Annotated in this window: 10 protein-coding genes; 2 read left to right on the forward strand and 8 right to left on the reverse strand. The window is 51.4% G+C overall.

The window, feature by feature from the left end:
• Positions 1-1,626 precede the first annotated feature (1,626 nt).
• The 7 genes from ACFVTB_RS06330 to moaA form a co-directional block, all read right to left on the reverse strand.
• Positions 1,627-2,304, reverse strand: a complete 678-nt coding sequence (locus ACFVTB_RS06330) for an HAD family hydrolase (protein ID WP_387746493.1) — start codon at positions 2,302-2,304, stop codon at positions 1,627-1,629.
• A gap of 43 nt (positions 2,305-2,347) precedes the next feature.
• Positions 2,348-3,379 (reverse strand): sporulation integral membrane protein YtvI, encoded by a 1,032-nt coding sequence (ytvI, locus tag ACFVTB_RS06335; RefSeq protein ID WP_387746495.1) that lies wholly within the window; start codon positions 3,377-3,379, stop codon positions 2,348-2,350.
• Between the two features lie 135 nt (positions 3,380-3,514).
• Complete coding sequence (locus tag ACFVTB_RS06340) at positions 3,515-4,828, reverse strand: hemolysin family protein (protein WP_387746497.1); 1,314 nt, start codon at positions 4,826-4,828, stop codon at positions 3,515-3,517.
• 36 nt (positions 4,829-4,864) lie between these two features.
• Complete coding sequence (yfkAB, locus tag ACFVTB_RS06345; RefSeq protein ID WP_387746499.1) at positions 4,865-6,004, reverse strand: radical SAM/CxCxxxxC motif protein YfkAB; 1,140 nt, start codon at positions 6,002-6,004, stop codon at positions 4,865-4,867.
• Positions 6,005-6,284: 280 nt separating this feature from the next.
• Positions 6,285-7,403, reverse strand: coding sequence for an HD-GYP domain-containing protein (locus tag ACFVTB_RS06350; protein ID WP_387746501.1), 1,119 nt, complete (start codon positions 7,401-7,403; stop codon positions 6,285-6,287).
• 140 nt (positions 7,404-7,543) lie between these two features.
• On the reverse strand, positions 7,544-8,974 hold the full coding sequence (locus tag ACFVTB_RS06355; RefSeq protein WP_387746503.1) for a bifunctional metallophosphatase/5'-nucleotidase: 1,431 nt from the start codon (positions 8,972-8,974) through the stop codon (positions 7,544-7,546).
• Between the two features lie 7 nt (positions 8,975-8,981).
• Complete coding sequence (gene moaA / locus ACFVTB_RS06360) at positions 8,982-9,986, reverse strand: GTP 3',8-cyclase MoaA (protein WP_387746505.1); 1,005 nt, start codon at positions 9,984-9,986, stop codon at positions 8,982-8,984.
• A gap of 103 nt (positions 9,987-10,089) precedes the next feature.
• Between moaA and ACFVTB_RS06365 the strand changes: the two genes are divergently transcribed.
• Positions 10,090-10,830, forward strand: coding sequence for a molybdenum cofactor biosynthesis protein (locus tag ACFVTB_RS06365; RefSeq protein ID WP_387746507.1), 741 nt, complete (start codon positions 10,090-10,092; stop codon positions 10,828-10,830).
• A 168-nt stretch (positions 10,831-10,998) separates the two neighbouring features.
• Entirely contained in the window at positions 10,999-12,078 is a 1,080-nt protein-coding gene (locus ACFVTB_RS06370) for an HD-GYP domain-containing protein (RefSeq protein ID WP_387746509.1), read from the forward strand.
• An 84-nt stretch (positions 12,079-12,162) separates the two neighbouring features.
• Here the strand turns inward: ACFVTB_RS06370 and ant(6) are convergent, their stop codons facing one another.
• Complete coding sequence (gene ant(6) / locus ACFVTB_RS06375; RefSeq protein ID WP_387746511.1) at positions 12,163-13,023, reverse strand: aminoglycoside 6-adenylyltransferase; 861 nt, start codon at positions 13,021-13,023, stop codon at positions 12,163-12,165.
• Positions 13,024-13,065: the final 42 nt, after the last annotated feature.

Here is a 13,065-nt window from a genome sequence, read left to right on the forward strand (position 1 = left end):
ATTACTGCACGGCTGATCTGTTCACGGGGAGCCTCCGTTTACTGCACGGCTGATCTGTTCACGGGGAGCCTCCGTTTACTGCACGGCTGATCTGTTCACGGGGAGCCTCCGTTTACTGCACGGCTGATCTGTTTACGGGGAACCTCCGTTTACTGCACGGCTGATCTGTTTGTGGGGAAGATCCTGACCTTTACCGAGGTCAGGATCTTTTTATATGCTTGCGACACCTTTATAAACACCAGAATCAGGCGCAGTTTATCGCAGATAGATATTAAAGTATATACACTCTTGCTGATGCAAAACTCAGCATTTCATACTTGACCTCATTCTCTCGCGAATACTCGACGTATTAATGTCCTTCTAGCTTGTCTTTGTTTCTGTAAAACGGTTTTCCGTCTTACAGAGACCTTTCGAGATCTTTCTCGCTTCTGTAAGACGATTTTCCGTCTTACAGAGGCCTTTCGGGCTCGTTTTCGCATCTGTAAGACGATTTTCCGTCTTACAGAGGCCTTTCGGGCTCGTTTTCGTCTCTGTAAGACGATTTTCCGTCTTACAGAGACCTTTCGGGCTCGTTTTCGCTTCTGTAAGACGGTTTTCCGTCTTACAGAGACCTTTTGGGCTCGTTTTCCGCTTCTGTAAGACGGTTTTCCGTCTTACAGAGACCTTTTGGGCTCGTTTTCCGCCTCTGTAAGGCGCTTTCGAGCCTTACGGAGGTCCCTCGGGCCTGTTTTCGTCTCCGTAAGGCGCTTTCGAGCCTTACGGAGGTTCCTCGGGCTCGTTTTCGCTTCCGTAAGGCGCTTTCGAGCCTTACGGAGGTCCCTCGGGCCTGTTTTCACCTCTGTAAGGCGCTTTCGAGCCTTACGGAGGTCGCTTGGGCTTGTTTTCGTCTCCGTAAGGCGCTTTCGAGCCTTACGGAGGTCCCTCAGGCTGGTTTTCGCCTCTGTAAGGCGCTTTCGAGCCTTACGGAGGTTCCTCGGGCTCGTTTTCGCTTCCGTAAGGCGCTTTCGAGCCTTACAGAGGTCGCTCGGGCTGGTTTTCGCCTCTGTAAGGCGCTTTCGAGCCTTACGTAAGCTCTTTGGGTTCGTTTTCTCTGTAAGGCGCTTACGAGCCTTACGAGGCCTTACGAGCCTTACGAGCCTTACGGGCCAGCTCCAGCTACTGTAGACGGTTTCCCGGCTTACAGAAACCATCCGAGTCATCCACACGCTAGGCCCGCTCATGCTTCTTACAGAGTACTCCCTAGCCCCTACTGCCTTGCCTAAACTTGCAGCTGCGGGCCACCCTCAGCTCGCTCAACGCAAAAAAGCCCCTGCAAAGTGGTTTTCCCACTTGCAGGGGCTTTACGAGTCCGTGACAAGCCCAGTCTTACTCAAGCTGCGGCGTGGAAAAGGGGCGCTTACGCGTTCGAGTCAAGCCCCGCCCCACTCGGGCCGCAGCGTCGACAAAGCGTCCTCACTCTTCAGCAGCCGATCACCTGCCACCTGCCGCTTCAGCCGCAGATCACCTGCCGCTTCAACTGCCGATCAACTGCCACTTCAGCCGCCGATCAACTGCCGCTTCAGCAGCAGATCAACTGCCACTTCAGCCGCCGTCACCTACCGCTTCAATTGCCGATCACCTGCCGCTTCAGCCGCGGATCAGCTGCGGCAATTCCGCCATGCCGGAGATAAGCGCGTCGCTTCCGTCCAGCTCCGAATCGCGGCCGTAGCCCGCATAAGCGCAACCGATGACGATCAGCTCGTTGCGTTTGCCGGCCTCGACGTCGGAGGAACGGTCGCCGACCATCCACGCGGAGCGGATGCCATGATCTTCGAGCAGTCGCCGTACCAAATCGACTTTGCTGGACGTTTGGAACTCGCCCGCGCTGTACAGACCTTCGAACAGGTCGGCGATTCCTCTATACTTGGCCACTTCTTTCACGTAAGACTCAAGGCCGTTGCTCGCGACGAACAGCTTAATACCCTGCGCCTTCAACTGGCGGAGCGTCTCGGCTGTATTCGGGTACAAGCTTCCCTTCCCCGCAATCAAATCCTCAACCTCATATTGCAGGAACAGCTCATTTGCCCGTTCGCGCGCGGCCTCCGAGCTGTCCGGCATCAAATTGCGCCAAATGTCGTCCAGCAGCATGCCGAGGCAGGCCAGCACATGCTCAATAGGAGGCGTCTCTCCGTATAATCCTTCCTCGCGCAGCGTTGCGAACAACCGCTCGTGGACAGAACGGAGCAGTGTCTCCGTCTCAAACAGCGTGCCGTCCATATCGAAAATAATGGCTTCGGGCTTATCGAACTTGATGGATGGATTCATGATGGCTATCTCCTTTTCAGCAGCGAATGATAGTAGATTAAAGCTAAAGCTTGATATTAAGCTTGAACAGTCCCGCTTTACGCGCCGCCATATAAATAATGACGACAAGAGGACCGAGGAAGACGCCGATGACGCCAACCAATTTGAATCCTACATATAGGCTGATTAAAGCGGCAAGCGAGCCGATACCGACCGAATCGCCCAATATTTTAGGCTCAACGATCCGCCGGAACACGGTTATGAATAAAAATAAGATGTACAGGCCAAGTCCGGTGAACACATCTCCTGTCGCGAGCAGATAGGTTCCCCAAGGAACAAGCACCGAGCCGGTGCCCAGAATCGGCATAATATCGACGACCACAATCAACAGCGCGATGGCAAGCGGATATTTTATATCGAGAATGAGCAGGCCGACCAGCGATAGCGCATAAGTAAGCGCGCTTAAAATGAGCTGCGAGCGTAAAAAACCGAAAATCGATCTTTTCAAATTATCGAGCACTTCATTCACTTGCGGACGCGACTTCTCTTCAAAAACAGATAAAACGGACGCTTTCATCGTGTTCAGGCTATAACCGAACATGTATACCGCGACGAGGAAAACGATGAAAAAAATAAACATGCCCGGGATGCCAGAAGCGAACGAAATAACGGCCGACGACAGCTTGTTGACCAAGCCGAGCAGCGTATTGCTAAGTCCGGTCAGCCATTTTTCCAACTGAGCCACCGCTTCCGGAGACAGATGCTCGTACATCGTCTCGGCATCATTCATCAGCTTTGTAACATAGCTATTGGCTTCGCCCACATAGCCGGGAACCTTCTGAGCAAAAGCAATCAGCTCGGTTACGATTTTAATGCCAAGCAGTCCCATCAGGCCGATTAAAATGAGCGTAAAAAGCGTGCTCGATACGGTTGATGCAATCAACCGGTTAAAACGGAACTTACGGGTAAGCAATTGCGTCAGCGGCTCCATAAAGATCGCGACGACGATAGCGAGCAGGAACGGCGCTCCAACCGTAAACAGCAGGTAGAGCAGCAATAATCCTACCGCCAGCATAACAAGTGTTTTTAACGACACCGCAATCTTCCCTCCTTTGCACGTTTAAGTCAGTCCAATATGCCCGACTTTTTTTGCGCTCCTCTCCCGGCGCGCACTTATGGCTCAAGGCGCCCTGCGTCAAAACACGGCGTAATGGCGGCTGTTATACACCGCCTATTTCAGCTTTCGAATATGTACTCTCGTGACGCGCAGCCGCTTGCTTTCGGCCACTTCAAACCAGTATCCATCCTCCTCCAATCCTTTGCCTTTGACCGGGTTTCCGTCGAGCTGGATAAACATCCAGCCCCCAATGGAGTCGATGTCGTCCGCTTCGATCTCCGTCCCCAGCAGGTCGTTGACGTCTTCGAGGAGCATTCTTCCGTCGACCGAGGTGATGTCCCCTTTTACTACAATACTCGGAAGTTCCTTATCGAATTCCCCATGAATTTCGCCGACGATTTCTTCCAGAATCATTTCGGTCGTAAGCAGCCCTGCAGTGCCTCCATATTCGTCCACGACAATAGCCAGCTGCGAATGTCTCCGCTGCATCAGCTTCAGCACGTCGCTAATTTCCATCGACTCCGGCACGCCCAATATCGGTCGCAGAAATGCTTCCAGATCATGGGGTTCATCCGGATCGGCGGTCAGCAAATCGGCAATGTGAACGAATCCGATAATTTGATCCTTATCCTCGACGCCTACTGGATAACGCGTATGCTTAGTCGCATATACGCGCTTCAAGTTATCGGCAAAGCTCATATTGGTAAAAAGGCATTCCATATCGGTACGAGGCAGCATAACCTCGCGGGCCAATCGGTCGGAAAATTCGAAAATATTATCAAACAGCTGCATTTCGTCCTTATCGATGATGCCGCTCTTGGCGCTTTCGTTCATCAGCAGCCGAATTTCCTCTTCCGTATGCGCGCCTTCCGTCTCACCGGCCGGCTCTACCCCAACCAGCCGAAGCAAGCGGTTGGCAGCTCCGTTCAGCAGCCATATGACGGGATAGAACAGCTTGTAAAAGACCGACAACGGCATGGCCAGCCACAGCGAAGCTTGCTCCGACTTTTGGATAGCCAGTGATTTCGGCGCCAGTTCTCCAAGGACAATATGTAAAAAGGTAATAACGCAAAAGCCGATAGCAATGGACAGCGTCGAGATCAAGGTCTGATCGGCGACGCCGAGTTTGTGCAAAAGAGGCTCCACAATGAGCTTGGAAATAGCCGGTTCGCCTACCCAGCCAAGCCCGAGCGAAGCCAGCGTGATGCCGAGCTGGGTTGCTGACAGATAGGCGTCCAGCTTGCCGTTCACTTTGAGGGCCGTTTTGGCGCGCCTGTTGCCCTCGTTGGACAGCTGCGTCAGCCGGGTCAGTCTGACCTTGACGAGTGAAAACTCGGCGGCGACGAACAATCCGTTCAACAGAACGAGGGCAACAACGATAACCAGATTTAGAACGATGTCTCCCAGCAAAAATTCAGTATGCGGCAAGACGGCTTTCTCTCCTTTTGCAAATCGGAATGCGTTTTAGAGTACAGCGCTTCTTTGATGGAAATCGATATCGCGGTAATACATGTCTTTCACCAATAAATTAGGGCCGCAGCAGGAAGCGGCGGGACAATGGCAATTGACGCTTCTCGCAAGGGAATGATCAAGCCAGCGGTCGAACACGTTGTCCAGCTTCTCGGACGCGATGTTTCCGAATGCCGAAACGTCGGAAAAGTCCGTCACGAACACGTCTCCGGTAAATAAATTGACGTTCAGCCGGTTTCTTCCGTCCGGATCGTTGCGAACGGTAACATTAGGCTCGGACGACAAACGCTTCAGCAGCGCCCGTTCTTCCGCATTCTCGCTGCAATGGTAAAAGGGAAGTGTGCCAAACAGCATCCAAATCGAACGGTCCCGCGTATCCAGCAGCTTCTCGACGGCCTGGCTCATCTGCTGCCGGGTAATCGCCGGAAGATCCTTGGCGAAGGAGCTCGGATACATCGGATGAACCTCATGGCGCTGGCAGCCCATTTCGACAATAAGCCGATGAATTTCATCGATTTTCTCGTGCGTGCGATAATTAATCATCGATTCCGCCGATACGAGAACACCGGCTTCGCTCAGTCTTTTCGCATTGTCGATCATACGCTCGTAGAGCTTGACCGCAGCGCCGCGGGCGACGGAATGCCCCGCTTTCGCGAATCCAATCTGATGGAACTCGTCGGCATTCGTATAGTTGAAGGAAATATGCATAACGTCAAGATAGGGAGCAAGCTGCTCATAGCGGCTGTAAGGCAGCGTAACGTTGGAATTGATCTGAGAGCGAACTCCTCTTTCTCTGGAATATTTGAGCAGCGGAACCATATATTCCTGAACCGTTTTTTCGGAAAAGCTGGGCTCCCCGCCAGTAATGCTGATCGTCTCCAAATGCTCGACCTCATCCAACCGCTTAAGCATAAGCTCGAGAGGCAGCTTCGCCGGCTCGGCCATCACGAGCGTATCGCCGACGGCACAATGCTCGCAGCGCATATTACATAGATTTGATACGGTCATTTCGACGCTTGTCAGCCGATGCCGGCCATGCTTTTGCAGCGAGCGGATCGGGTCCCAAGGGTCATTAGCCGGAGACAGAGGGGCCGGCTGCCCCGTTAGCGGTTGTCGCAAATCTATCGTCTTCATCTTATCAGCACCTGACTTACAAATTTCGTTAAAAAATATAACATTCTTATCGATATGCTTATTATAACTATAATAAGGTTCAACGGGAATGGAAGCAATTGCGCAAGACGGCTTTCCGTTCCATATCCATTCATTTATTGACCGGTTTCATCCCGTTTATACGTAAAAAGCGAAACGCCGCTCTATACCTCGCGGTCCCGCCCCTCGGACCGACCGCCTCATAATCTTCAAAAACCCCTAGAAACGCAAAGAGGAGCCCTTCGGCCCCTCCCCCAATTCATTATATGCCCGACGCCAACTGGACCTCTGACTGCCCGCCGTTAACGCTGACGATCATCGTCGACAGTTGCTTGGACAAATCAACCTCATACGGCACGCTTAACTGCTCTCCGGCTTCATTGTTGAGAATGCGTACAATTGGGCGATGCGGATAGGCTTGATTGAAATCGACAACAACGCCGGATTCGCCGCTATGCAGCTTCACGGTTATGCCGATCGGGTAGATCGCCACCTTGTCGCGAAACAACTGTACCATATGCTGCTCATAAAGCGTACCCGTTCCCGCATACAGCAGTTCAATCGCTTGGTGAGGCAGCATCGGCGACCGATACACCCGGTTCGTCGTCATTGCGTCGTAGGAATCGACGAGACCGATCCATTTGGCATATTCATGGATTTCGTCGCCCTTGATCCCGCGCGGATAACCGCTCCCATCGATCCGCTCGTGATGCTGGAAAGCACAGTGCGCCACATATAGCGGCAAATTCGGCTCATCTTTGAGCAGTTCATAGCCGATGCGCGCATGCGACTTCATTAGCTCGAACTCTTCGGCCGACAACGCTCCCGGCTTCTTCAGCACATTCATCGATATTTGCGTCTTGCCGATATCGTGCAGCAGAGCGCCCATGCCCAGCGTAACCAGCTCTTCGCGCGAATAGCCGTGAGCTGTGCCAAGAAGCGTCGTATACACGCAAACGTTTAAAGAATGCTGGAATAGGTAATCATCCACAATGCCCATATTCATCAGCATAATCATCGCATCCTTGTTCGCAGACAAATCGTCAATGATCATATTCATCATTTGTTTGAACGGCTGTGCGATGTACGGGTAGGTGACGCCTTTTTTCATTTTCGGCCTATCCATCAAATTGCGAAAATTGGTTTTAATCTCTTTGAGCGCGATGCGCACCGTATCTTCGCTAATGATTTCGGGCATGACGATATCGCTGGTGTGCGGATCGTCTATAAATACGTAGTGGATGCCGCATTGTTCTAAACGAGTAATCATCCTCGCAGTCAATTCGACATTTTCTCCCAAGAGTACAAGGCCGTCGCCAGTGAAAATTCTTTTAGCCAGTTTCATACCAGGTTGACAGTTCGTAATCGGCACCAAGCGCATTTTCTCGACCCTTCCTCTTCCGTAATCTTTATCGTATGGACGGACAATAAGCCATTTGCCAGTCTCTACTATATAAATCGGACAAAGCTATCCGTAATGTTACTTTAAGGTAAAAATCAGCGATTAGCAACCATTTTATACTAAAAATTCGACAAACTCTGCCATCTATCGCGATAGCTTTCGCGAATCGCCGCAGCGTCGGTCAGCTCGGCGGCGATAACGTCGCGGATAAATTCCGGCAAATAATACGTAATTTCGCGGCCTTCCGCGAGCGATAAATAACCGGTTCGAAACGTAAACATATCGATGCAGCCCGCGACATAGCTCCGCTCGTCATCCAGCGGCTCCCCGTTCACCGTCGCGGATAAAATACGCGCCATCGGCGATCGGCCTTTATCGTACTCAACGCGCATCCCGTCCAGCGCCAGTGTGCCCAGCACTTCTCCGCGAAAGCCGTACCCTTTGATAGGCATCGCGGTATACTCCGGAAGCAGCGCCTGTTCCAGCGCTTCGCGGATATGCTTGCCGGTGAGCTGCATCCGGCATGGGTTGATCGGCGAAGGACAGAGCGCGTGCAGTTGCCGCTCCGTCACATCACCGCGCGGCAGGCCGCCGAGCAGCTGCCCCGTGTTGACGATGCCGATTTCGGCGTCGGTGTGGCGGCGAAGTCCAGCCGCAAGCAGGTTGGCTAGCGGTGATTCCTGTTCAGCCGACGCAGGCAATGGCTCTTCGAGCCGGGCGATCACCCGGTTAAGCCGGCGAATGCCCGACTCCCGGTAGCGGCGGATGATCGCCAACGCTTCCGACTGCTCCTCATAAGCCGCCGTCGCAATCACTTCAGCTCGAATGACTTGGCAGCCTTCCGCATTCATCTGCAGCTCGATACGCCCGACATATTCGCCAAACTTGCCGGCAGCGCAAATCGTCGTGTTTCCGATAACAAGCGGCTCTTCTAGCAAATGATGAGTATGCCCGCCCATAATCAGATCGATGCCATTAATTTCTTCGGCCATCCGTTTATCGAAAGACAAACCGAGGTGGGAGAGGACGGCGATAACGTCTACCTGATCACGCAACAGTTGCACTTCCTGACGGACAGCTTCGATCGGATCGGTCAAATCCCAGCCCAGCAGCGAATAGAAGTCGGTAAACGCGGCCGTCACGGCAATAAGACCGATGCGAAGACCTCTCTTCTCAATGACAGCATGAGGCTTCATCCAAGAAGGCAGCTTGCCTGTGTAGCGCTCCGGCATATTTGCCCCGAGGATGGCAAACGACGCATCCCGATACGCCTCAACCAGCTCATCCCGCGAATAGGTTAAGCCTTCATTATTGCCGAGCGCTATCGCTTCATATCCAGCGGCGGCCAGCAGCTCCGCGTTCACCTTCCCGTCGCTTCCTTCCGTTTCGAGCCGCGTGCGGTCCATATGATCGCCGATATCGAGAACAAGCAAACCGTCGGCCCCTTGCTTGTTCCTTTCTTCCTCTATAATTGTCGCGATTTTCGCGGCATTCTCCAAACGGCTGTGAATATCGTTGCTGTGAAGGATAACGACTCGTTCTCCATCCATGGCTTGATTACCCTCCAATTTGCGACATTCGGCGATCCGTCGGCACATGGGAAAGCGCCTCGTTCGCCAGTTTCTCGGCCATTTCATGATTTTCCAGCTTGACGTCCATCGCCCTTAGCAGCAGATGCTTCAGAGCTCTGCGGTCTTCGAGCGCATCTTTGACGTTTAATTCATCTACCCAATACAGGCAAGGCTTGACGGAGCCGTCAGCCGTCAGTCGCAGCCGATTGCAGCTTTTGCAAAAATGATCGCTAACTGGATGAATGAGGCCGAATGAGCCGGTCCCGCCATCCATTTGCCAATCATCCGAAGGACCGTTGCCACGCACATCCGCTTTTTTAGTCAAACGATAGCCTTCACGTTCCGCTTCCTCCAATACCCGGGAAAGCGGCAAATAATGATTCCGCCAGTTGTCGTCGGCATGGCCGATCGGCATATATTCGATAAAGCGGACATGGAGCGGTTGCTCGTAAGCCAGCTTCAGAAATTTCGCAATTTCATCCTCGTTAATTCCCTTCAAGAGCACGCAGTTCAATTTAATCGGGGACAGGCCGCAGCGAGCCGCAGCTTCGATTCCTTCCATGACGCGTTTCAATTCGCCTCTTCGGGCGATAAGATGGAAACGGGCTGGGTCAAGCGTATCGAGACTAACGTTCACCCGATCGAGACCGGCCGCTTTCAGCGCCTCCGCTTGCTTCGCCAGCAATATGCCGTTCGTCGTAAGCGCAATGTCCTTAATACCGGGAATTGCCTTCAAACGGCGAATAAATCCGTCCAGACCCGGCCGGACAAGCGGCTCCCCTCCGGTGATGCGCAGCTTCGTAACACCCATTTCCGCCGCAGCCTCGACTACGCTTACGATATGGTCATAGCTGAGCAGCGTATCGGCGTCCGCAAACTCCATTCCTTCCTCCGGCATGCAGTAAAGACAACGCAAATTGCATCTATCTGTAACCGAAATACGCAAATAATCGTGGACACGCCCGAAGCGATCAACCAGTCGTTCCTGCATGCCGTTCACTCCCTTTCTCTATACATGTAGAATAACATTTTTCCGACCGTTATGATATGCTATTGCCATCAGACAGCCTCGTTAATAGAAAGGTAAGAATGCAATGGAATTTACGTGGACGATACAATTATTTGCCGGATTGCCGGAACGATTCGGAACACCATTCATCCGCTTTACTGCCGAACAGTCGGAAATGACGGCAGGACAGCTCAAAGATACGCTTATAGCCAATTATCCGGAGCATGAAGAATGGCTGCGAATTTCTTTCGTCGCCTGCAACCAGACCTATGCTCCCGACGATGCCGTCGTGCATGCGGCCGACGAGTTGGCTATGCTGCCCCCGGTATCGGGAGGAGACGGTATGACCGACAACGGTGACGATTCCAGTCTGGAGCCTGATCGATACATTATTACCGCTGAGCCGCTGCGTTCGGACGAGGTGCTGGCCAAAGTCGTCGTACCGGCTCACGGCGCTTCTATCATCTTCGTCGGCACGACCCGAGAGTGGACGGAAGGCAAGCGAACGGTCCGTCTCGAATACGAGGCCTATGCGCCTATGGCGATTCGAATGATGGAACAAATAGGTGAAGAAATCGCCGAGCGCTGGAACGGCGCGCTTACCGCCATTTCCCACCGAATCGGGACGGTGGACCTGGCCGAAATTAGCGTAATCATCGCCGTGTCGGCTCCTCACCGTGACAGCTGCTACGAAGCTAGCCGCTATGCCATTGAAAGATTAAAACAAATTGTACCGATATGGAAAAAAGAAATTTGGGAGGACGGCTCTGAGTGGAAGGGGCATCAGCAAGGACCTTGGAAGCCTGACGCGCCGCTGCATTTTTGAATTCATTTTCCAAAATTAGAGAAGATAGTCGGATATTCGACATCCGCAAGTGCAATTAATGCCGAAATAATAGGAAAAAAGTCATCTTTTCCGATTCCTCTTATTGCCATTCTTTTTATACATTGCTACTATGTTGTTATGTACAATTACTTAAATTGAGGTGCAGTGATGAGGGTACACGTATCTGATCTAAAAGAAGGCGATCTGCTCGTTTCGGATACCTTTAACGACTACGGCCTGCATGTTTTGTCGAAAGGCACGCAGCTGCAGCATCGAGAGATTTCTTTGCTGCTCCAGCATCACATCGAATATGTCGATGTGGATAATGATCGAGCGACCGAGGCCGCAGCAACGCCTGAACCGTCGCCCGAGCGAACGCTCGAATCGATTGTAAGCCCCAATTGGCTGCCCTCTGTTAGGCCGGATTACGAAAAAGCCGTTAAAGGCTTCGAAGACATCTACAATCAGGCCACAAATGAAGGCGTTCTCAATAACGATGCGGTGATGAATGCATTCAAGCCGCTGATCTCCAATTTCGAGATGGAACGCGATGTCGTTTCCATGCTGCTGCTGCTGAATACGACCGATGACTATACTTATCAGCATTCGGTGCAGGTCGGCATGCTCGCTTATTATTTGGCCACTTGGCTCGAATATTCGGACGAAGAAGCGCTGCAGATCGGCAAAGCCGGGTTTCTTCACGACATCGGTAAGAGCAAAGTGGAAAGTGCAATCTTGAACAAACCCGCCAAGCTGACGAAAGAAGAATTCGAGGAAGTGAAGAAGCATGCGCAATACGGCCATGATATCATCACCGAATCGATTGATGAGGAGCCTTTCCTTGCTGTCAGCGCGCTGCAGCATCATGAGCGCAACGACGGAAGCGGCTACCCGCACGGCTTGACGGGCGAGGAGATCCATCCTGTCGCCAAGATCATTGCCGTCGTCGACATTTACAGCGCGATGATTTCGGAGCGTGTCTATCAGAAGAAACGGGACCTGCTGTTTGTTTTAAAAGAATTGTACAGACTGAGTTTCAGCGAGCTGGACCCTCACATCGCACAAACGTTTATCAAGCATATGATCCCGAATTTTATAGGCAAAAAAGCGCTGCTCGAATCCGGTGAGACCGGTACGATCATTATGACGCATCCGACCGAATTTTTCTGTCCGCTCATCCAGATCGGAGACCGCTTTATTGACCTGACGGTGGAGCGCGAATACGAGATTAAAGAAATCATTATCTAAAATAAATGACAGCCCGACGGCCGTTTACGGCTTACGGGCTGTTTTTAACATACGCAACTGCATTTAACTGCAGTTGTCATTAGATTATGATTTACTTAGTTTCGTGTAAAACGTATGAACGAACCGGGTCATTTTCTCATCATAGTCAGGGTATTTATAGCCTAATGATAACGACACTTTGCGGGAGTAGTCTCTAAACATTTCACAGCATAACTCGAAGGACTCCCAGCTTTGTTGATAACCGGACTGCGAGAAGGTTTGAACGAGCTTTTCAAACTCCTGTTCAGGGACATAACGATCTATAAATTTATAGTTTTTCCCAACGCTAAAATGAAACCCGTGCCTGATCCCTACCTCCCATGACATCATGCGCAAAAGCTCCGGGCGAATAATTTGGTTCATATGATCCAATGCAAAAAGCAGCTCTTTTCTTACTAAGCCTTTTGCTACATAAGAGGATACGCTCCAAAACTCATTGCAGCAATCGTCAAACTGCCCCTCGGATGGTTTATGAATCCAATACTTCTTGTCGTTTGGAAATAGACTTTCTTGCAATCGGTCATCTTTATCCAATAACACTTCCACTAAACCGTCTGATTCGGATAAATAAGCGTCAACTTCATTTAAAGGAATTAGTGTCAAATCGATCTTTATACCGTCGTTGAAATACATGATATAGCTGAACCAATTTCCAAGCTCCGCCGGGTACAGCTCCATGTCCTCCGGTTTTTGCATAAAAGTAAGACCGCCAAATGCTTCAAGCCAAGCATCATTCTTCTTATAAAACTCGATATCCGTTACGAAAAAGGATACATCATAGTCCTGAAAATCATCCTTCGAGATGTTTGGGTTTGTTCTGGACCCTTCAAGTACGGTTAACCTGATTCTATCGTCACTGGCGACTATTTTATCGATTTGAGTTAACATCTCATTTTCAGTACGCATACCATTTCCCCCTTTTCACAAAGTTCAAGCTCCGCTCCTAAA

The organism is Paenibacillus sp. NPDC058071 (assembly GCF_042885235.1).
Taxonomy (GTDB): Bacteria; Bacillota; Bacilli; order Paenibacillales; family Paenibacillaceae; genus Pristimantibacillus.